The following is a 20848-nucleotide window of genomic DNA, read 5'->3' on the forward strand; positions in this document are numbered from 1 at the left end:
CAAGATTGAAGAGCTGAGCGAAGGCGTGTTGCAAGGCATGCTCGACGGATTGGCGAATTGTATCCCGGAAGTGCCAGACGGCGTGTGGGTGGGGCCTCCGCCTGCCGAATAGGACCTGGGGCTGATCGGCCACCCGCCCTGTCATTTACGTGGTACGCGCGCCGGCTCGTTCCGCGAGGAGAAATCTCATGGACGCATACATCTCTGCTCTGATGGGTCTCGCCGGTATTGCGATCGGCAGCCTGACCTCGTTTGCCAGCACGTGGATGACGCATCGATCACAGGTGCGGGAAAAATATCGCGAGGTCGAGATTGCCAAGCGCGAAAAGCTATTCTCCGATTTCATCGCCGAGGCCACACGGCTGTTCGGTGACGCACTAAGCCACCAGAAGGACGACGTTTCCGACCTCGTGCTGCTTTATGCATTGGTCGCCCAGATGCGTCTGATCTCGTCCCGTCCGGTCGTGGACGCAGCCGAACTGGCGATGGCAAGGATCGTCGAGACCTATTTGACGCCCAATCGCTCGCTCTCTGAAATCCGGGATCTTGCCCGTTCCGGCGCGATGAACTTTCTCCTCGATTTTGGTGAGGCTTGCCGTGCAGAATTGGCGACAGGGCACCTGGCTACCGGACGATAGGAGTTTATGGGCCTGGCAGCGAAGCTGCTACTAGCCGGTTTCGCACGCAAACTTGCCAACTGACGAAAGACGATGGGATCTACAAACTAAGCATCCCACACCGTTCCTCGTCTGGATGCCCCACCCAATCCTGACTGCCAGGCTAGCTCGGTGACAGGATCGCATCACGAGATGGCAGACAAAAACTCCTCCGTCTTAAAGAGTTGAAGTTGAACCGAGAAACGGTCACCCAACAGATCGATAGCGGCATCGTGTGTTTCATCGGCGCCGCTGCACACGGCATCGCTGAGCACAATGACGTGGAAACCGAGGTCGATCGCGCCCAGCACGGTGGTGAGCACACAGACGTCGGTTTCGCCTCCGGTTACGACGAGCGAAGTCGCCCCTTGCTGGTGAAGATGCGAGAACAATCTGCCATCGATCCAAGGCGAATAAGTCGATTTGTCGTAGACGCGCGCTGGTGGCACAAGCTTTTGCAGCGAGGGGGCTAGTCCAATCAGTCCCTCGGGCAAATGCTCGCCCGTCATCATCCACCATTTCCGGTAGTAGTCTTTCCAGGAACCGAAGGCGTCTTCCGCCCGAACTGGGGGAACGAAACGCGTGAAAATCGTTCGTTCCGCATGATACCGGGCGATCTCAAGGAGTTCTGGAAGCACCCGTTTCATCCAAGGCACATTCCACGGCGTGTCTTCAATGAACATGCGCTGAGCATCGACGCAAATATGCCGCCAGTTCCCAATGTCTTTCATAAGCACTCTCATGAATACCGCACCCGGCGAGCCACCGCCGGCCAGTTCTACAAGGCGGCTTCTGCGTCGGAACCAGCGCTCAGGCTACGCCTTTGCCACCGGTGATGCCGTAGACTTCGCCATTGATAAAGCTTGCTTCCGACGAGGCAAGCAGCACGAAAACAGGCGCCAGTTCTACCGGTTGACCGGGACGGCCAAAGTCGCTGTCCTTGCCGAAATTCTTCACCTTTTCCTCCGGCTGTCCACCACTCGGCTGAAGAACCGTCCAGACCGGTCCGGGCGCCACGACGTTGGCGCGGATGCCGCGCTCAATCAGTTGTTTGGCGAGCGCTTTGGTATAGGCGACAATACCCGCCTTTGTCGTCGCGTAGTCGAGTAGGATCGGCGACGGCTGATAGGCCTGGATGGAAGCGGTTGTGATGACCGCCGACCCCGCGGGCATATGGGGAACGGCAGCCTGAGCGATCCAGTGGAGCGCGTAGAGATTCGTCTTCAATGTCTTGTCGAAATCTTCCGTCGACAACTCCTCGATCTTCTCGCGGTACTGCTGACGGCCCGCATTGATGACAAGGATATCAAGACCGCCAAGGTCGGAAACGGTCTTTGCGACCAGCTCCCGGCACCAGGCTTCCTCCTTGATGTCGCCTGCCAAAGCCGTAGCCTTTCGGCCTTCAGCCTCGATAAGACTGACCACCTCTCTCGCATCTGCCTCTTCTTCCGAAAGATAGGCGATGGCGACATCCGCACCCTCGCGGGCAAAAGCGATGGCAGCGGCGCGGCCGATTCCGGAATCGCCACCAGTCACAAGCGCCCTGCGTCCTGTCAGTCTGCCGGAACCGCGATAGCTTTTTTCACCATGGTCCGGAGTGGGGTTCATCCTTCTTGCAAGCCCTGGAGCCGGTTGTGGTTGATCGGGAAAGGGAGGCGCGGGGTAAATCTTTCGAGGATCCTTCAACGTATGATCGTTCATCATGGACACCGGACATTCGTGTGGTTGGGAATGCGATAATCGCAGGACCCGAACGCGCTTGCGTTTGCTTTGTTCCTTGAGTGGACCCGCCCCTCCTTAACGACCGTTTCTTCGCGATCCAGAAAGGGGGAGGAAACGTCGGATCCGAACGGCCTCCCTCGTGGATGTGAAAGCTCGCGATCACGATCCGGTAGCGGAACTTTAAAATTCTCGTCGATCTCCACGAGCTCTGCATGAAGATCGCCGATGACCAGGTCGGCCGGGAACAAAGACTACGGTTTAAAGTTGAGGGGCATCAACCACGTAACGTCAGTTTCTGACAGGAGGTCTTTCATGGGTCGCGGTATTCTGCTTTGGCTGCTTGGTGTTCCACTGCCGATCATCATCCTTCTTGCTCTGTTTATGCGATAGGAACAGATCATGTCGGTTTCAATGACAGGTTCCGGAGAGATTGCCACTCCGGTCGAATCTTCCAAATCCGCCATGACATGGGGGCCTATCTTCGCAGGCGCCGCGGCGGCCATCGGCGTGACCCTCATCCTTTTGCTTCTCGGATCTGGGGTCGGGTTGACGATGGTGTCGCCCTGGTCGGGGCAAAGCAGTTCGCTCGGCACGGTCGGAGTAACGGCGGCGATCTGGCTCGTTGTCGTGCAGTGGCTTTCTTCCGCGCTAGGAGGTTATATTACTGGCCGGCTGCGCACGAAGTGGGCGGCCGGCCACACCGATGAGGTGTTCTTCCGTGACACGGCGCATGGCTTCATCAGCTGGGCGCTGGCAACGATCTTCGTTGCCGGATTTCTAGCCTCGTCGCTGACCTCGCTTGCCGGTGCAGGCGCACAAGCCGTGGGTTCGGCCGCCACGGCCGCAGGCACGGCAGCGGCATCATCGACTTCGTCGCCTGTAGACCTCTCAACCGCCTATTTTACCGACGCATTGCTGCGTCCGGAACAGGCCCGTGCGACGGCAGCGACCAAGGATGCTGCGGCAACAACGGAAATCTCCCGTATCCTCCTCAAGGGTGCAGCCGCCGGTCAGATCCCGGACGACGACAAGGCCTATCTTGCCACCGTCGTCGCTGCACGGACCGGCCTATCCGAAGCCGATGCACGCAGCCGCGTGGATACGGTGCTGAAGCGTATCGACGACGCCAAGGTTGCCGCCCAGAAAGCGGCCGACGAGGCACGCAAGGCGGCCTCCACCGCGGCCTTGCTCGGCTCGTTGTCACTTCTGATCGGAGCCTTCATCGCCTCCGCCGCTGCTGCGTTTGGCGGATCGCAACGCGACGAAGAGGAAGACCTGCTCGTCAGGCCCCGGCTCTGAGAACCGGCGGAAATCGGGGCGCGGGGTCGAAAGCTCCGCGCCCGCTTTATGTGAGCATCGGCGTCGCTGCGCGCCTTAAGAGACGCGCGGTGCTGCAAGTGGCGAGTTTATTTCGCCTCGAACGGAACATGTGGCCAATTTTGAGCTTCGGTTAAGTCAAACCCTTTCCGGAGAAAATAGATGGCCAAGAAGACGTCCAAAACCGCGCCCGCAGACAATCCAACGATCCATGATCAGAAACTGCACCGGGGGGCAGGCGGTGAGCTGCATCAGCTTGCCGAAGACGGGATGCCGGTACTGACGACAGCGCAAGGCGGCCCCGTCTCGGACGATCAAAATACCCTTCGTCTCGGCGCCCGCGGCCCCGCCCTCCTCGAGGACTTCCATTTCCGCGAAAAGATCTTTCATTTCGACCACGAGCGCATCCCCGAACGGGTCGTACATGCGCGCGGATACGGCGCCCACGGCTACTTCGAAACCTACGAATCCCTGGCAGCTTATACCCGCGCCGATCTTTTCCAGAGGCCTGGCGAAAAGACGCCGGCCTTCGTCCGGTTTTCGACCGTCGCCGGCAGCAAGGGTTCCTTTGATCTGGCGCGCGACGTGCGCGGTTTTGCGGTGAAGCTTTATACGCAGCAGGGAAATTGGGATCTGGTCGGCAATAACATTCCCGTCTTCTTCATTCAGGATGCGATCAAATTTCCCGACGTCATTCATTCCGTAAAGCCGGAACCCGACAAGGAATTTCCGCAGGCGCAGTCGGCGCATGACAATTTCTGGGATTTCATCACGCTGACACCCGAAAGCATGCACATGATCATGTGGGTGATGTCGGATCGCGCCATTCCGCGTTCGTTCCGGTTCATGGACGGTTTTGGCGTTCATACCTTCCGCTTCGTCAATGCCGCGGATGAATCGACCTTCGTCAAATTCCACTGGAAACCGAAACTCGGCCTGCAGTCCGTTACATGGAACGAGGCAGTCAAGATCAATGGTGCGGATCCGGACTTTCATCGCCGCGACCTCTGGCAGTCGATCCAGTCGGGGGCCTTCCCCGAATGGGAGCTTTGCGTGCAGTTGTTCGATCAGGACTTCGCCGACGCATTCGACTTCGACATCCTCGATCCGACGAAGATCATTCCCGAAGAGATCCTTCCGGTCAAACCGATCGGCCGTCTCGTGCTCGACCGAATGCCCGAGAACTTTTTCGCGGAAACCGAGCAAGTCGCCTTCATGACGCAGAACGTGCCACCCGGTATCGATTTCAGCAACGATCCGCTTCTGCAGGGACGGAACTTCTCCTATCTCGACACACAGCTGAAACGCCTGGGCGGTCCGAATTTCACCCATCTGCCCATTAACGCACCGAAGTGTCCCTTCCACAATTTCCAGCAGGATGGCCACATGGCGATGCGCAATCCTGTCGGACGGGTCAATTACCAGCCGAACTCCTGGAATCAGGGACCGCGGGAATCGCCGGTTCAGGGCTACCGGCACTTCCCCGCCGAAGAACAGGGTTCCAAAGTCCGGCTGAGGCCGGAAAGCTTTGCCGATCACTACAGTCAGGCCCGGCAGTTCTACATCAGCCAGACTCCGCCGGAGCAACGCCATATCGCCGCGGCACTCATCTTCGAGCTGAGCAAGGTCGAGACACCAGTCATTCGCGAGCGCATGGTCTCACATCTGATGAACATCGACGAGACCTTGGCCAGCAAGGTCGGCCACGCCCTCGGCTTCAAATCGATGCCGAAACCTGCCGATGCCGCCATGCCGACGCGGCAGGATCTCGAGCCGTCGCCCCCACTCAGTATCATCGAGCGCGGTCCGAAGCGGTTCGAAGGACGCAAGCTCGGCATTCTTGTCAGCGACGGCACTGATGGCGTTATCTTCAACGCGCTGCTTGCCCAAATCACCGAGCAGAAGGCAACCTTCGAAGTGATCGCGCCAAAGATCGGCGGCGTCACACTTTCCGACGGCAAATGGATAGAGGCGCATCAGATGATCGACGGCGGACCTTCGGTGCTTTACGACGCCGTCGCCCTCCTTCCCTCGGCCGAGGGAACCGGTGATCTGCTGAAGGAGGCAACCGCCCGCGATTTCGTGGCGGACGCCTTCGTGCACTGCAAATTCATCGGTTTTGTGGAAACGGCGCTGCCGCTCATGCAGAAGGCAGGTATTGCCGACTCCCTGGACGAAGGCGTGATTGCGCTCGAATCGGCGAAGGATGTCACCGCCTTTATCGAGGCACTTGGCAAACTGCGGGTCTGGGGCCGGGAGCCATCGGTCAAATTGAATTGACCGTCGTCACGTTCGCCAGAGAACGGCTACTCGTCAGATAAAACCCGCGGAAACGCGGGTTTTATGTCATTCGCGACGCCCTATTTATTGAGCGTAGGTGGATAGGAACTTCTCTATCTTCCGTTTTACGCGCGTTGGAGAGCCGTATGCGCAGGCGCTTTCGACAGATCTCTGATTTGGCCGTTTTATGGGCAGGGCATCGTGCGGTCCCTGTCACGCTGATTGCGTTCGTAGCCCTGTGGACGGCAGTGGGTCTCAGCCTTTCCTTCCCACGGCAGTGGTTTCTGCTGACCAACATGCTGGGGACTCTCATTATATTTTTTATTTTGCTGCTCCTGCAGCACTCCCAGAACCGGGATATGATGGCGCTTCATGCCAAGCTCGATGAATTGATCCGCTCAAGCAAGGCAGGAAACCACTGGATTGCGGCTGAGAAGAAAGATGCCGACGCAATCGAGGGGATGCGCCAGCAACATCACGGCCAAATCACGGAGAGTGCGAATTAGGCGGACGCTGACTCTGCAGCAGATTTCTCATCCGCTTTTTCCTCGACGCATTCGGCTTTTTCGGCAAGGGCCTTGCTCATTTCCCTTAGTTCGCCCTCCTCCAGCTTTTCGATGCCGACAAACTTATTGGCGGCCTGGCTTGTCAGGATAAGTTCGTCAAGCTTGGCCTGCAGAGCCTTTCCGTCACGGTTCTGGCTGTTCTGCAAGACAAATACCATCAGGAAGGTAATGATGGTCGTAGTGGTATTGATCACAAGCTGCCAGGTTTCAGAATAGCCGAAAAAAGGGCCGGACACCGCCCAGACAAGCACGAGCGCCAAAGCCGCGACAAAGGTGAACGGCTTTCCCGAGAGATCGGCGACCATGGTTGCGAAGGAAGAGAAGAAGTTGGATTTGTTCGACATCTGAAAAGCCTCGTTCGATCGCTGTCAATCGACAACATCAACTCCATTTCCGGGCCGAAGTTCCTTGCACACCGCGGCCGATCAAGACGTTGGACCACCCTGCCCGCAAGCGGATAGCCGGCACGTTGAAGGACATTCTTCACAAGCTAGGGCACAGCAGTGAAAGAGCCGGCCCCATGGGGTCGACGGCGCGCTTGTGGTAGCTTGGCAATTAGAAGCGGTAGGCCGCGTGATGCGGGCGCACAGCAGCAGACCGCCGTTCGGCCAGGGCTAGCCGGATTGGAGCCGACACGGGCGCCTTGCGGCTTTCTCGTAACCGTCGCCATTTCCCCTTACTCTTCTTCCCCTGGATATTGCGACTTCTTCAGAAGGTTGGCGAGATGCGCCGTGTTGCGCGTCAGGATCGATATCATTGTCTCAACGGCCTCCGGGGTCCTTTTCAGATCGACGAAGTTGGTCGACCCCATGGCTTCGCCGACCCAGTAGGCCACTGCGTTGGCCGGGATTGTAAATCCGACATCATTAAGGGCCTGAAAGATCTCCGCCGACACGTGGTGAGCACCGTCCTCGTTGCCGACGACGGCCACAGCAGCGACCTTGCCATAGGACACCATGCGGCCCTGTTCGTCGGTTTCCTCGAGAAATGCGTCCATACGCTCCAGTGCCCGCTTGCAGATGCTTCCGGGCTGCCCGAGCCAGATAGGGGTTCCAACGAACAGGATATCGGCTTCCAGGATCTTTTTGCGGATGGCCGGCCAGGCATCGCCTTCGCCTTCATCGGACGTCACGCCCGGCTTAATATCGTGATCGGCAAGACGGATGGTCTCGGTTTTGACGCCATACTTCTTGAACTCTTCGGCAATGAGATCGAGCAATTTGCCGGTGGAGGATGCCTCAGAGGAATTCGAGGACTTCAAGGTGCCGTTCAAGGCGAGTGCTTTGAGAGACATGGTTGCTCCTGTCATATGGGAGGCAGACCGGCCCATCGTTCGAGTTTTCGGTGGGTATGGCTGCCTCCAGTTCGCGCAAGGCGAAACCGATGGTCAGCAGAGTTGTTCCCCGCACCCGCTGTCACGGAACAAACGTTTTGCGGTGCTGTTTCCGCTTGAGAAGCCACCAACCCAGAACATCAAAGGAATTTCATCATGAAGGCTGTGCGCATTCATCGCTTCGGCGGGCCGGAGGATATGGCGATCGAGGAGATCGATCGCCCGATCCCGGCCGCCAATGAAGTTCTCATCAAGGTCTTCGCCGCAAGCATCAATCCGGTCGATGTGAAGATGCGTGAGGGCAAATATCCGATCGTCACCGAGAAAGATCTTCCCTGCCGCGCTCAAGGAAAAGCATATCCGCGGCAAAGTGGTTCTGAGGGTTGTCGCCTGATCCTTGAATCTGCCGCGGCGCACCGGGCGAAGGTTCGAACCGCGCGCCGCCTTCATCGTTTTCTTGGCGCGGCTTTCATTTCGGCCAATGGCGGGTTTCCAGGGAACAGTCAGGTCGAAAAACCGTTTTTACGCGGAAGACCGTTCAGGAGATAGCCATGAAACGCCTAGCCATCGCCTCGCTTGCTCTCGCGCTTGCAGGTCCAGCCTTCGCACAGTCTGCGGCTGAGAAGACCGGCGTCAATTCCCTTATCGGCGTCGCGCCAAAGACGGAGGACTTCGTCAAGGAAGCCGCGACCAGCGACATGTTCGAGATCGCCTCGAGCAAGCTTGCCCTGGAACGCGGTGACGCTGCGACGAAAGCCTTCGCGCAGCAGATGGTGACCGACCATCAGAAGACCACCAACGAACTTAAGGGACTGGTGACAAGGGGAAAAGTCGCAGCGCCGCTGCCTACGGCCATGACGTCCAGTCAGCAGAGCATGCTCGACAAGCTGAACGGCCTCCAGGGAGCGGACTTCAACAAGCAATATCACGCCGATCAGGAAGCCGTGCATGAAGACGCCGTCGATTTGTTCAAGCGCTATGGCGATAAAGGCGATAATGCCGGCCTGAAAGCATGGGCTGCAACCACGCGCCCTGCCCTGGAACACCACCTGCAGATGGCGAAAGACCTCAACAAGTAGCGCCGAGGCGCTGTGGCAGAGGCGGCTCAGACAGATGAAGCAATTGAGACCACCCCAACTATCCAGGAGCTTCAACGTGAAAGAAAATGAAAAACCGTCTAAATCGCGGATCGAGCAGGATGCCAGAGGGCAGTCCGAAAGCAATCATGCTGGCGGATCCAACAATGGCGTCAGCAGCGCCAAACCGCGTGTCATCACCCGTTCCGACGACGCAACCGTCCACAAGAAAATGCCCGGCAAGAGCAAAGACACCAAGGACTGGGATGTCAATTACGATGAGCGCGACACGAATGAGGGCGAGTTTCGGGGATAGAGGCCCTGACGACGAGTGCCCGCCGTATCCAGCGAAAAGCGGACGCGCTGACACGGCATTTCGGCGCAGGGCGGAACTTGGTGGGGCATCAGGGGTTACTGCTTCCTGATGAGCTCCACCAACTGGAATTGGTTTTCCGTCTCACCGCGTGAGGCAAAGATGACATCGAAAGCACGTTCTCCCGAAATCAGGGCTTATTCTGGGCCAGCCGGCGGATGGGGTTCTGCAAAATCCGTCGCCGAGATCACGTTGAAGGAGCATGTCGCATTCCGGGGACCCGGGCTGCTGTCGACGCAAAATAAGCCGGAAGGTTATATGTGCGTGAGTTGCGCCTGGGCAAAACCTGCCAAGCCCCACCCGCTCGAATTCTGCGAGAATGGGGCCAAGGCCACGGCCTGGGAGGTGACCTCGCGACGCGCCGACCGGGCATTCTTCGATAAGCACCCTCTCCACGAACTGGAGACCTGGGAAGATCATGATCTCGAGGAACAGGGAAGACTGACGCATCCAATGCGTTGGGATCCAGCGACGGACAGATATGTTCCGGTCGCTTGGGCAGACGCGTTTGAAGAGATCGGTCGGGAACTGCGCGGCCTCGATCCTCATCAGGTCGATTTCTACACGTCAGGCCGCGCATCGCTCGAAACGAGCTACATGTACCAACTGTTCGCGCGTATGTACGGCAGCAATAACATGCCCGACAGCTCCAACATGTGCCACGAGAGCTCCTCGGTAGCCCTCCCGGAAAGTATCGGGGCATCTGTCGGCACCGCCGTTTTGTCCGACTTCCAGAACACCGATTGCATTTTCTACATCGCGCAGAACGTCGGTACGTCCTCGCCGCGTTTGCTCCACGATCTGCAGGACGCCGTCGATCGTGGGGTGAAGATCGTCACCTTCAATCTGCTGCGGGAACGCGGGCTCGAGCGATTCGTCAACCCGCAATCGCCTTCGCAGATGCTCACGGGTAAAGAGACAAAAATCTCCTCCGAATATTATCAGGTAAAGAACGGCGGTGATATCGCGGCGCTGTTCGGCGTTTGCAAGGCACTGATCGAGGCGGATGATGCCTTGAAGGGATCCGGGAAAAGTAGCGTCGCGGGGGACGACGGGAAACCAAAAGATCCGGACAACGCAGCCATGGTCGCCTTTGCCGCATCGATTTTAGCGGCCGACAAGAAGCATGTTCTCGACCATGACTTCATCAGGGAGCACACCACGGGGTTCGAGGAGTTTGCGGAGGCCGCACGCGGGCATCAGTGGGAGGAACTAGAGCGGGTCTCCGGCCTTAGCCGTTCTCAGATGACGCAGGCTGCAGACACATACGCGAAATCCGATGCGGTGATGATGGTCTATGGCATGGGCCTGACGCAACAGCTTATGGGCGTCCAAAATGTCCACATGGTCTGCAATCTCGCCCTACTGCGCGGCAATATCGGTAAATCGGGGGCCAATATCTGCGCTGTTCGCGGCCACTCGAACGTCCAGGGGCAACGAACTGTCGGGATCACCGAAAAGCCGGGACTGGCGCCGCTAGACAAGCTCTCCGAGCTCTATGGTTTTGAACCGCCGCGCTGGACAGGCCGTTCGACCGTCGAGACGTGTGAGGCAATCATGCGCGGCCAATCGCGAGCGTTCATCAGCCTTGGCGGCAACTTCTTAAGAGCCGTGCCCGACACGGCAGCTATGGAAGACGGATGGCGCAAGCTGCATCTCAGCGTACAGATCGCCACCAAGCTCAATCGCAGCCATGTTGTCCACGGCGAGATCGCCTATCTCCTGCCGTGTCTCGGTCGCATTGAACTGGATGAGCAGATGACCGGACCGCAGGCAGTGTCGATCGAAAGTTCCATTGCCCATATTCATGGGTCACGCGGGAAGACGAAACCGGCAAGCCCGGAGCTTCTCTCCGAGCCGGCAATCGTCGCGGGCCTGGCAAAGGCTACGCTCGGCGAAACCAAGGTTCCCTGGGACGCCTGGGTCGGAGACTATGCCCAGATCCGCGATGCGATCGAGCGAACCTATCCGGAGACATTCAAGGACTTCAACAAACGGCTCTTTACGCCGGGGGGATTTGTTAGGCCGCTGCCGGCGCGCGAACGCAAGTGGGTCACGAAAAGCGGCAAGGCGAATTTCCTGACGCCGGAAAAACTGTTTCCCGAATTTTCGATATCGCAGGGCGCCGACATTCTCCATCTCACGACCCTGCGGTCCAACGATCAGTTCAACACGACGATCTATGGCTACAGCGATCGTTTTCGCGGGGTGGAAGGGACGCGAAAAATTCTCTTTGTGAACCCGGAAGATATCGTCCGATTGGGTTTCGAGGATGGCGACCGCGTCGATGTGACGACCGCGATCGACGCGAACAATCTTCGCAAAGTGACGGCGTTTAGGATCGTCCCTTACGACATTCCCAAGGGCTGTTGCGGGGCGTATTATCCGGAAGCAAATCCGCTCTTTCCGCTGGCGCACCACGACCCGAAGTCAAAAACGCCCTCCTACAAGCTTCTTCCGGTGCGTCTCAGCCGATCGATCGAGATCTCACATGACAGCCCCGCCGGATGACGCCACATGAAGCCCGGGACGATCAACAATGCGAAGTGGCCGTTTCTGGCGACCTTCATTCTTCTGGTCGCCGCGGGCGCTTTCCTAGGCTGGGCTCGACAGCCACGGGAACTTCGTACCGATCCGCCCGTCGCCGCCGATCTCGACAGATTCCGGCTGATGCGAAACGGCATCAGCGGCACACCGCCTGAGAACTATTTCGCGCTCGGCAAGCTCTACGAAACCGATTCATATAATCTCAGCCAGGGCAAACGCCTCTACGCCTGGTTCGGCTGCCAAACGTGCCACGGAGACGGTCGCGGCAACAACGGTCCTTCCTTCCTCGATGGATGGTGGCTTTATGGCCCGGAGATGGTGTCCATCGTCGCGTCCATCCGCGATGGCCGACCTCACGGCATGCCACCCTTTCGTCAGCGGATGACGATCGAGCAGATCTGGCAACTGGCCGGTTATGTTCAAACGATCGGCGCCTATTCGGCTAAAGTGGCGGCGACCGGACGCAACGACGACCGCCAGACGCGGCCGGCCGAGAACCGAGCGCCGGCAAAGATCCTGTTCGATGAAGGACCGGTCGGCATCCATCCAGATCAGGGGCCATCCCCTTGAGAACCGCCCCCGCCCTTCTGCTTTCGATCATGGCTACTGCCGCGGGCTGCAGCAGCAACCAGTCGGCACTGGATCCCCACGGCGCTCCCGCGATCCATGTCGAGCATCTTATCATCGGCATAACAATTATCTGCTCGATTGTCTGGGTCCTGGTGATGGCCATGCTCGGCTGGGCACTGATGCGGGAACGGTCCAGCGACAGCAGCCAGCCCCGGCTCTTGACGTTGACGGTGTCCACTGCAGTTGCAGCGACGGTTGTCATCATCGCAGGTCTAACGGTCGCGAGCTTCTACACCACGCGCAGCATCGGGCTCCCGGAAAATGGCGCACTGACGATCACCGTCAGAGGACAGCAATGGTGGTGGCAGGTCCTCTATGCCGATCCAGATCCAGCGCTCAGCTTCCAGACTGCCAACGAAATCCATATCCCGGTCGGGCATGATGTTCGCATCCAGCTCGAAAGCGCCGACGTCGTTCATTCATTTTGGGTGCCGAGCCTTGCCGGCAAACAGGATCTCGTACCGGGACGGAATAACAGTCTTCTACTTCGTGCGGAGCGGCCCGGTATCTATCGCGGTCAGTGCGCCGAGTTTTGCGGGCTGCAGCACACCCACATGGCGATGATAATCGTCGTCGATGAGCCCGCAGACTATGAGCGCTGGGCTGCGGCACAGCGCGAAAACGGCGTGACGCCTACCGACCAGGACGCTGCCGCCGGAAAGGTTGCCTTCTTATCTAAGCCTTGCGCGGCCTGCCATACGGTTCGGGGAACGCCGGCCACCGGCACCGCCGGCCCTGATCTCACCCATATTGGCAGCCGTCAGACGATCGCGGCCGGCCTTCTTGAAACCACGCGCGGGTCGCTTGCGGCCTGGATCGCCGATCCACAGACGCTCAAGCCCGGCAACAACATGCCGATGGTCCCCCTTTCCAGCATCGAGCTGCGAGATATCTCCGCCTATATGGAGAGCCTCAAATGACGCTCACGGAGGACGGCCGGGATCTTCGCGATACGGGATTGGACGAGGGAGAACTCGACCGCCGTCTTGCAGCCACCTGGTCGACGCCGGCGGGGTTGTGGGGCGCTCTCTCGACGGTCGACCACAAAATCATCGGCCGTCGCTACATCGTGACGGCATTCCTGTTCCTGGCGCTCGGCGGGATACTCGCGCTCGCAATGCGACTGCAACTGTCCCGGCCGGAAGCGCGGTTCATCGGCCCCGACCGCTACAATCAGATTTTTACCATGCACGGCACGAACATGATGTTCCTGTTTGCCGTGCCCATCATGGAGGCGATGGCCGTCTACCTGGTGCCGCTGATGGTTGGCACCCGCAACATCGCCTTCCCCCGCCTCAATGCATTTTCCTACTGGATTTATCTCGCAGGCGGGCTGCTTTTGTGGGTCTCCTTTGCGGTCGATACCGGCCCTGACGTTGGATGGTTTGCCTACGTGCCGCTGTCGGGGCCGCAATATGCCGCGGGAAAACGGGCCGACATCTGGGCACAGATGATCACGTTCACGGAAGTCTCGGCGCTGGCCGTCGCCGTGGAGATCGTCGTGACTGTGTTCAAACAGCGCGCGCCGGGCATGTCGCTGGACCGTATTCCATTGTTCGTATGGTCGATGCTTGTTACATCGTTTCTTATCATCATGGCCATGCCGGCAATAATGATCGCCAGCACAGCGCTGATCCTCGACCGCCTGGTCGGCACACATTTCTTCAATCCCGCTGAAGGCGGCGACGTGTTGCTGTGGCAGCACCTGTTCTGGTTCTTCGGCCATCCGGAGGTCTACATCATCTTTCTGCCAGCCGTCGGCATGGTCTCAACGATTGTCGCGACGTTCACGCGACGACCCGTGTTCGGCTACCTTGCCATGGTGATGGCCTTGATCGCGACCGGGGTTCTGTCCTTCGGGCTGTGGGTGCATCACATGTTCGTCGCCGGGCTGCCGCGCCTTGGCGAAAGCTTCTTTACCGCCTCAAGCATGGCGATCGCCATTCCCGCCGGCTTGCAGATATTCTGCTGGCTGGCGACGATGTGGGCCGGCAGACCTGTATTCAAGACGCCGTTCCTGTTCGTCATCGGCTTCATGGTGATCTTCGTCATCGGCGGGATGACAGGCGTGATGGTGGCCTCCGTCCCCTTCGACACGCAGGTCCACGACACCTATTTTGTCGTCGCCCACTTCCACTACGTCCTGGTTGGAGGTGCAGTCTTCCCGCTGCTTGGCGCCATTTATTACTGGTTCCCCAAGCTGACCGGGCGAATGATGAGCGAGACGCTGGGACGCTGGGTATTCGCTCTGATCTTCACCGGCTTCAACCTGACCTTCTTTCCAATGCATATCCTCGGCCTGCAGGGCATGCCGCGCCGCATCTATACCTATCAGCCGGAAATGCCATGGTCCGGTCTGAACATGTTCGTGAGCCTGAGCGCTGTTATCCTGGCGGCCGGTTTCCTGCTGTTCTTTGTCGACGCCATTCGCAGCGCAGCATCAGATGCGCCTGCGCCAGCCAATCCCTGGGGCGCGTCTACGCTCGAATGGGCGACATCGTCACCACCGCCGTCTTATAATTTCCTCCGATTGCCGGTGGTCGGCAACCTCGAACCGCTGTCTGATAATCCCGAATCGCTGGCCGTTGCCGCCGGCCTGTCCGTCGACCGCCGCGAACTGATCGTCAGCAGTCTTGTCGAAGCGCTGCCGGAGGCACGAGAGTCGTCGCCCCGGAATTCGATCTGGCCGTTCTGGTCGGCGCTTGCGACCACCGCAATGCTGATTTGGTCGATCTTCACGCCCTGGGCTGTCGTCTGGGGCTCGATCCCCGTCGCAATTGCCCTTGTCGGATGGTTCTGGCCGAAAGGCGTTCCGGAGGACGACGCATGAAACAATCCGTGGTGCTCGATCTGAGTAAACTTCCCCCGCATGGCCTCGGCATCGCAAGCCCGACTTGGTGGGGTACGCTTGCCTTCATGTTGATCGAGGGAACAGGCTTCGCGCTGTCGATCGTCGTTTATCTTTACCTCATGAGTCTGGCATCGCACTGGCCCCTGAATGCGCCGCGTCCCGATCTGCTCCCCGGAACGGCGCTGACAGTGCTGCTGATTGCCAGCCTATTTCCCAATATCCTCATTGCCCGTTGGGCGCGCCAGCAAAATTTGGTGAAGGTCCGCGTCGGTTTGATCATCATGTCCCTGCTGGGACTTGCGCCACTTGCCATTCGTATCTTTGAATTCCCGGCGATGCACATCTCATGGGACCAGAATGCCTATGGTTCGACCGTCTGGGTTATGCTTGGGCTTCACACGACCCATATCATCACCGATCTGATCGACACGCTGGTGCTGACCTGTCTTATGTTTTCCAGGCATGGCGACAATCCGCGGCGCTACGGCGATGTCAGCGACAATGCGATGTACTGGAACTTCGTGGTCGCGACCTGGTTGCCGATGTATGCCTGCCTTTATTGGTTGCCACGGTTATGAGCAGACGTTTGCTGCGATATAGTGGACTTGCTGTCCCCCCTCTTGCCTGGGCCATTGCAACCCAGCTTGGGCAGATCACCCCCTATACCGATTGCCGCCAGCATGTGCCTTTGACATCCGCCTTTTGCGCAACCCTCTTGTTCGTTTCTATTGTGGGAACCGCTGGCTCTCGTCTGTTTCCAACGCCCGTCGGCAGGGTGGAGCGGTTTGTCGTCGATGCAGGATTTCTGATCGCGTCGGCATTTGTCTTTGCGCTGATATTGCAGGGAGCGGCGTCGATGCTGCTGGATCCATGTCAGCGCTGATTTGCATCTTGATCTCACTTATGATGGCTGCCCCGGCATTGGCGCATGGTGACGATGCGCATGCATCTGGGTTGCACTGGACATTCGATCCCTGGATCGTGCTTCCCATTATCATGATCGGCCTTCTCTATGTTTCGGGACGCGTCACGCTTTCGCGGCGGGCACACAGCACCGGCCCTATGCGGCGGCAGGATTTTTTCTTCTTAAGCGGGATGGTGACTGTGGCGTGTGCTCTCATCTCGCCGCTCCATTGGCTCGGAGAGCACCTCTTTACCTTTCATATGATCGAACACGAGATCGTCATGGCTGTCTCGGCGCCGTCGATCGTGCTTGCACGCCCCGTTGGCCTCCTTCTATGGGGATTGCCGAAACGCGTCCGTCGGGGCTTGGGCACTGCTATGCGAGCTCCTCTCGTCCGGCGGTCATGGGACCGGTGCACGGGGGCGACCAGCGCCACCGTCATTCATGGCGTCGCCATCTGGATCTGGCATCTGCCATTGCTATTCGATGCAGCCGTGACCGAAAGCGCAATGCATCGCCTCCAGCACTTCAGCTTTTTCGCGACGGCGATCCTGTTCTGGTGGGCGGTTGTCTGGAAAAGTGAGCGGGGGATCGCAGCCTGGCACCTGTTCGCAACGATGATACACACCAGCATCCTCGGAGCTCTGATGGCGCTCGCGCCTCGTGTTCTTTATATTGCCCAAACGCAAACCGCGTTCGGTTGGGGGCTGACACCCCTGGAGGATCAGCAACTTGCCGGCATGATCATGTGGGTTCCGGCCGGTACCATCTATGCTGGCGCGGCAATGACGATGCTGGCGCTCTGGATTCGGGGCTCCAGCGAACGAGAGGCGCAAAATGCTTGATGTCCTCATTCCAACTTTTCACCGCACCGCTTGGGCGGCGGCCGCCATTGCCGCTGGGCTGGGCGCCGTGATCACAACGGATGTCCTGCGTGACAACGAAACAAGGACGGCCGCAGCTGTCGCGCTGACGGGAGGGGATCCAGCCCGGGCTCCCGCACTCTTTCGTCGCTATGGTTGCTCTGGCTGCCACACGATTCCAGGCATACCGGGCGCGGATGGCAAGACCGGTGCACCACTCGAAGGGCTATCCAAGCACGTCTATATCGCCGGCGTGCTGGAAAACAGCTCGGACAATCTTGTCGCCTGGATCGTTTCGCCCCAGGACTTTTCGCCGCGGACGGCGATGCCGAACACCGGAATATCGGAACGCGAGGCGAAGGACCTCGCCGCCTATCTCTACAGCCATTGAGTTCACGGATGAGGCGTGGGTAAAGGCGAGAGCGTCTTGACATAACGAGCGATCGCTTCACGGTCGCTGTCGGGTAGCATGGCCGTATTGGTCACGACATCCGCCATCGAAGATCCCACGCGGCCATGCTCGGGCGTTTCGCCGGTTTTGAGCATCCTTGCGATGTCGCCCTCGCTCCATTTCCCGAGCGTTTCCTCGGTAATATTTGGCACGAACCCTGTGCCCTGGGGATCGACACCGCCGGCAAACCGGGTGTCGGATTTGATGGCGCCGAAGAGGTTTCGGCTGGAGTGGCACTCGGCGCAATGCGAGACGCTTTCGACGAGATAGGCGCCGCGGTCATGGTTCGGATCTCCATTCAGCCGAGCCGGCGACTGACGCTCACGAAAAAACAGCAGTTTCCAAAACCCTACGAACCGCCGAATACGAAACAGTATCGCTGGATCGTGCGGCGGCACGCGCCCCGATACCTTGGGAAGCGTCATCAGGTAGGCGTAGAGATCCCTGACGTCGGCGACCGTCATGCCAGTGTAGCTCGTATAGGGAAAGGCCGGGTAATAATGCTGGTGTGCAGGCGATACGCCGCCGATCAGTGCATTTGCGAGATCGGTCACGCTCCACGCGCCGATCCCATCGATCGGATCGGGGGAAATATTGGGCGGCCGAAAGGTGCCGAATGGCGAGGCAAGAGCCATGCCGCCCCCAAGCCTCAGGCGATCGGGCTGGCCCGGTGACGCGTGGCAGGACGCACAATCGCCAGCGGCGAATACGAGGTGCCCTTTCGCGACATCGCCCGCACCCTGGAATTGCGGATCCCCCTTCGAAAACGGCGGGCGGGCCGCGGTAACATACACGCCAGCAGCCGTGGCACCGCCTGCGCACACAACGGCAACGAGAGCAATTTTCCACTGCATCGACAGCATGACGTTCCCAGCGCCAAAGGCAACCTGAGCTTCGGCGAACTCGCCTCTTGCTTTACTCTCGGTCTCCCGGATCAATCCCCTTTGGTCTTGAATGCGTCGGAAACCTTTTTGACCTCCGGGTCGCTATTGCTTTCCCCGTTTGCATCCCGGTTCTTGTCGGGATTGTCCTTCGCCGGCAAGTAGCCCCGAGGGGTGTTTTCTTGAGGGCCTTCCCAGCGTGGCGATTGATCCGTGGTGCCTGGCGCACCGTTCTTTGGTGATTTCATGCCCATGACACTTCCTCCTTTTCAGAAGCGTAACTGAGGGATCAGTCGAAAGTTCCGCGTGGGAGAACCTAGCCCCAATCGGAGACAATATGAGCGCGCTGAGCTCCAGGACCTCTGTTGCTGTTTTTCCGTCCAGTCACCTTCCGTGGCGGAGGAACCATATCTTATCGGTGGCGTTTATCGGGACACTCAACATCCCCGGAGGATAACATGAAAACACTGGTCATCTCTGCGGTCTCGCTGTTTCTGGCACTCGGAGGAGCGGCGGTCGCGCAGACGACGACGGTCGTCGTTCCTGGCGAGGTCAAGACCTATGTCCAGAAACAGGAAACACCATCCGTCACCTTTGAAGGTGACGTCGCGGTCGGTACGGCACTTCCTGACACGGTCGAGATCCACACAATCCCCGATCAACCTGATTACGGTTATGTTGTCGTCAACAAGAAGCGTGTGCTCGTCAATCCGAAGACCCGCACGGTGATTGAGGTCATCCAATAACTTGAGAGGATCGCGGGTCCGTTTCCAGGGCCCGCGATCCCTCTATCATTGCACCTTCATCCTCATCAGGTACCGTTCGTTCGGCGGCAAGGTTCGAATTCAGCTTGGCATCCACCGCAGCCAGCCGTATCAGATGACGTCGTAATCGCGGGGTCTCCTTTGGGCATTCGAGACGCGAAGGAGCAATTTGATCGTCGAATTTCGACCACTTCATTCGCGGTTGATGTTCACGGTTTGCTGTGGTCATGCCGAGACGAAGACGGTGTTGTATTCCGCGCAGACCCTTCTCAAACATAAGCCGGACCACGAAACACGGATCGCTTCGTAGTATCCTCCCAATTGTCACAAGTGAAAGATAGGTTCTCCGAGCACGTCGGAATTCCCAAAACGCATATTTTTGCGTGGCGTCGATTGCACTTCCGATCGCGTATCGGGGAAGCTGTGGATTTTCGGCCAGCGAACGCCTGACCACTTCCAAGGCACTTTTGCCCATTCGCAGGTGATTGGAAGACATGCTGCCGGGATGCTTTCGATATCCCACCAGCCGCTCGGGAACGACTTCGATGAAGTAGCGCGCGGCTAGCTTGAGCTCGAAATCGAGGTCTTCGCAGCCTCCAAGACCGGCGGCTGCATATGAGCTATCGAACCCACCTATCGCAAGCGCGACGTCACGCCGGACGAGAAGCGCGCTTCCATTCCCTATATACTTAACATTCAGATGCCGGGCATAGATATATCCTCTTGCGACATCGGAACTGCCAGGGCAAATGATCTCGTCGTCCTCGTTGATCATGCAATGCAGCGTGTAGACCGCAGCCCAGTGCGAGGACAACCGGTTGAGAGCGTTCACCTGTTTTTCGATTTTCGTTGGGTGCCAGAGATCGTCCGCATCAAGGAATGCCACGAATCGACCTGATGATGCCTTGATCCCAGTATTCCTTGCGGCGGCGACACCGCGGTTAGGGGTGGACAGGAGGCGGATTCGTGAGTCTGACGTCGCTATCTGCTCGACGAGTTTTGCCGTGTCGTCCGTGGAACCGTCGTTGACAACGACAATCTCCAGGGCTGCGTAGGTCTGGCGCATAGCGGACCGAAGCGTGCGCTCAATATAAGTGGAAGCGTTGAAGGCCGGGATGACTACTGAGACCAGAGGCTGGTCAGAATGAAACGTGTTTCCTCGATCCTCATCTTTATATGGAAGCATTGCAGAACTCTCGCCACGTCAATCACAAAGATACTTTCGTACAGGTGAAGGGACTGCTTTTTGATTTCTGTCGTTTTCGTACATTCAATTCGGAGCGGACGAATCCCAGCCGCCGACATTTGTTGGAAGATCGCCTTCAACACGCCTACACTCTAACTTTGTTCTGCGGGCGCAAACGGACTTTCGTCCGACGTAGACCCTCTACTTTCGTAGAAGGGGGTAGATATGTCAGCCGCACATCGGTGAAATGCTGGAGGAATTCCGCCTAGCCTCACGATCTGGTCCACCGACATTTCGGTCGCACGGGTCGCAGGGCGCGGGCGCGCGACCCCAGTGAGACATCCGGATCTCGGACCTTAGTTGGGGGTGCTTGAGACTCAAGTCCTACACCTGGAACCGCTTGTGGTGATGAGTGTTTTCGATTAGCGACGCCAGGAGGCGCCGCGCT

General features: G+C 58.5%; 23 protein-coding genes and 1 pseudogene. 17 read left to right on the forward strand and 7 right to left on the reverse strand.

Annotated features, from left to right (window positions below):
* A pseudogene (locus EFD55_RS33955) lies at positions 1-112 on the forward strand (TetR/AcrR family transcriptional regulator); the annotation flags it as partial.
* Positions 113-188: 76 nt separating this feature from the next.
* Positions 189-638 carry a hypothetical protein gene (locus tag EFD55_RS29745; RefSeq protein WP_125850244.1) on the forward strand — a complete coding sequence of 150 codons (450 nt, stop codon included), beginning with the start codon at positions 189-191 and terminating at the stop codon, positions 636-638.
* A 164-nt stretch (positions 639-802) separates the two neighbouring features.
* On the opposite strand, the gene EFD55_RS29750 is transcribed toward EFD55_RS29745, so the two are convergent.
* Both EFD55_RS29750 and EFD55_RS29755 read right to left on the reverse strand, forming a co-directional pair.
* Positions 803-1387: a cysteine hydrolase family protein gene (locus EFD55_RS29750; protein WP_125850246.1), complete on the reverse strand. Its 585-nt coding sequence runs from the start codon at positions 1385-1387 to the stop codon at positions 803-805.
* A gap of 79 nt (positions 1388-1466) precedes the next feature.
* Entirely contained in the window at positions 1467-2357 is an 891-nt protein-coding gene (locus tag EFD55_RS29755) for an SDR family oxidoreductase (protein WP_125850351.1), read from the reverse strand.
* Between the two features lie 420 nt (positions 2358-2777).
* On the opposite strand from EFD55_RS29755, the gene EFD55_RS29760 reads away from it, so the two are divergent.
* From EFD55_RS29760 to EFD55_RS29770, 3 genes are all read left to right on the forward strand, one after another.
* Positions 2778-3677 carry a hypothetical protein gene (locus EFD55_RS29760; protein WP_125850248.1) on the forward strand — a complete coding sequence of 300 codons (900 nt, stop codon included), beginning with the start codon at positions 2778-2780 and terminating at the stop codon, positions 3675-3677.
* 180 nt (positions 3678-3857) lie between these two features.
* A complete protein-coding gene (gene katE / locus EFD55_RS29765; RefSeq protein WP_125850250.1) occupies positions 3858-5975 on the forward strand; it encodes a catalase in 2118 nt (705 codons plus the stop codon).
* A 146-nt stretch (positions 5976-6121) separates the two neighbouring features.
* Positions 6122-6481 carry a low affinity iron permease family protein gene (locus EFD55_RS29770; protein WP_125850252.1) on the forward strand — a complete coding sequence of 120 codons (360 nt, stop codon included), beginning with the start codon at positions 6122-6124 and terminating at the stop codon, positions 6479-6481.
* Here the strand turns inward: EFD55_RS29770 and EFD55_RS29775 are convergent.
* Together EFD55_RS29775 and EFD55_RS29780 are read right to left on the reverse strand one after the other, a co-directional pair.
* Positions 6478-6885, reverse strand: a complete 408-nt coding sequence (locus EFD55_RS29775; protein ID WP_125850254.1) for a low affinity iron permease family protein — start codon at positions 6883-6885, stop codon at positions 6478-6480. The genes EFD55_RS29770 and EFD55_RS29775 overlap by 4 nt on opposite strands.
* Before the next feature lie 332 nt (positions 6886-7217).
* Positions 7218-7835, reverse strand: a complete 618-nt coding sequence (locus EFD55_RS29780; RefSeq protein WP_125850256.1) for a flavodoxin family protein — start codon at positions 7833-7835, stop codon at positions 7218-7220.
* A 195-nt stretch (positions 7836-8030) separates the two neighbouring features.
* Here EFD55_RS29780 and EFD55_RS33960 point away from each other — a divergent pair, with 195 nt between their 5' ends.
* The 11 genes from EFD55_RS33960 (at position 8031) to EFD55_RS29835 (ending at position 17509) form a co-directional block, all read left to right on the forward strand.
* Positions 8031-8423: an MDR/zinc-dependent alcohol dehydrogenase-like family protein gene (locus EFD55_RS33960; RefSeq protein WP_245438628.1), complete on the forward strand. Its 393-nt coding sequence runs from the start codon at positions 8031-8033 to the stop codon at positions 8421-8423.
* Between the two features lie 2 nt (positions 8424-8425).
* Entirely contained in the window at positions 8426-8953 is a 528-nt protein-coding gene (locus EFD55_RS29790) for a DUF4142 domain-containing protein (protein WP_125850257.1), read from the forward strand.
* 76 nt (positions 8954-9029) lie between these two features.
* Positions 9030-9266, forward strand: coding sequence for a hypothetical protein (locus EFD55_RS29795; RefSeq protein WP_210276388.1), 237 nt, complete (start codon positions 9030-9032; stop codon positions 9264-9266).
* Positions 9267-9425: 159 nt separating this feature from the next.
* Positions 9426-11834 carry an FdhF/YdeP family oxidoreductase gene (locus EFD55_RS29800; RefSeq protein WP_125850258.1) on the forward strand — a complete coding sequence of 803 codons (2409 nt, stop codon included), beginning with the start codon at positions 9426-9428 and terminating at the stop codon, positions 11832-11834.
* A 6-nt stretch (positions 11835-11840) separates the two neighbouring features.
* Positions 11841-12440 carry a c-type cytochrome gene (locus EFD55_RS29805; protein ID WP_125850260.1) on the forward strand — a complete coding sequence of 200 codons (600 nt, stop codon included), beginning with the start codon at positions 11841-11843 and terminating at the stop codon, positions 12438-12440.
* Positions 12437-13420, forward strand: a complete 984-nt coding sequence (coxB, locus tag EFD55_RS29810) for a cytochrome c oxidase subunit II (RefSeq protein WP_376774116.1) — start codon at positions 12437-12439, stop codon at positions 13418-13420. Before EFD55_RS29805 ends, coxB begins: the two co-directional genes overlap by 4 nt.
* On the forward strand, positions 13417-15330 hold the full coding sequence (ctaD, locus tag EFD55_RS29815; protein WP_125850262.1) for a cytochrome c oxidase subunit I: 1914 nt from the start codon (positions 13417-13419) through the stop codon (positions 15328-15330). The genes coxB and ctaD overlap by 4 nt, the downstream gene beginning before the upstream one ends.
* A complete protein-coding gene (locus EFD55_RS29820) occupies positions 15327-15929 on the forward strand; it encodes a cytochrome c oxidase subunit 3 (protein ID WP_125850264.1) in 603 nt (200 codons plus the stop codon). The genes ctaD and EFD55_RS29820 overlap by 4 nt, the downstream gene beginning before the upstream one ends.
* Positions 15926-16234, forward strand: coding sequence for a hypothetical protein (locus tag EFD55_RS29825; protein ID WP_125850266.1), 309 nt, complete (start codon positions 15926-15928; stop codon positions 16232-16234). The genes EFD55_RS29820 and EFD55_RS29825 overlap by 4 nt, the downstream gene beginning before the upstream one ends.
* Positions 16222-17100 carry a cytochrome c oxidase assembly protein gene (locus tag EFD55_RS29830; RefSeq protein ID WP_125850268.1) on the forward strand — a complete coding sequence of 293 codons (879 nt, stop codon included), beginning with the start codon at positions 16222-16224 and terminating at the stop codon, positions 17098-17100. The genes EFD55_RS29825 and EFD55_RS29830 overlap by 13 nt, the downstream gene beginning before the upstream one ends.
* The gene (locus EFD55_RS29835) at positions 17093-17509 is read left to right on the forward strand and encodes a c-type cytochrome (protein WP_125850270.1); all 417 of its coding nucleotides are present in this window, start codon (positions 17093-17095) and stop codon (positions 17507-17509) included. Before EFD55_RS29830 ends, EFD55_RS29835 begins: the two co-directional genes overlap by 8 nt.
* Positions 17510-17511: 2 nt before the next feature.
* Here the strand turns inward: EFD55_RS29835 and EFD55_RS29840 are convergent, their stop codons facing one another.
* Together EFD55_RS29840 and EFD55_RS29845 are read right to left on the reverse strand one after the other, a co-directional pair.
* Positions 17512-18432 (reverse strand): c-type cytochrome, encoded by a 921-nt coding sequence (locus EFD55_RS29840; RefSeq protein WP_125850272.1) that lies wholly within the window; start codon positions 18430-18432, stop codon positions 17512-17514.
* Between the two features lie 71 nt (positions 18433-18503).
* The gene (locus EFD55_RS29845; RefSeq protein WP_125850274.1) at positions 18504-18704 is read right to left on the reverse strand and encodes a hypothetical protein; all 201 of its coding nucleotides are present in this window, start codon (positions 18702-18704) and stop codon (positions 18504-18506) included.
* 204 nt (positions 18705-18908) lie between these two features.
* Between EFD55_RS29845 and EFD55_RS29850 the strand changes: the two genes are divergently transcribed.
* Complete coding sequence (locus EFD55_RS29850; RefSeq protein ID WP_125850276.1) at positions 18909-19196, forward strand: DUF1236 domain-containing protein; 288 nt, start codon at positions 18909-18911, stop codon at positions 19194-19196.
* On the opposite strand, the gene EFD55_RS29855 is transcribed toward EFD55_RS29850, so the two are convergent.
* Complete coding sequence (locus tag EFD55_RS29855; RefSeq protein ID WP_245438630.1) at positions 19186-20400, reverse strand: glycosyltransferase family 2 protein; 1215 nt, start codon at positions 20398-20400, stop codon at positions 19186-19188. The two genes, EFD55_RS29850 and EFD55_RS29855, sit on opposite strands and share 11 nt — an antisense overlap.
* Positions 20401-20848: the final 448 nt, after the last annotated feature.

Source organism: Rhizobium pisi (genome assembly GCF_003938655.1).
Taxonomy (GTDB): domain Bacteria; phylum Pseudomonadota; class Alphaproteobacteria; order Rhizobiales; family Rhizobiaceae; genus Rhizobium; species Rhizobium pisi.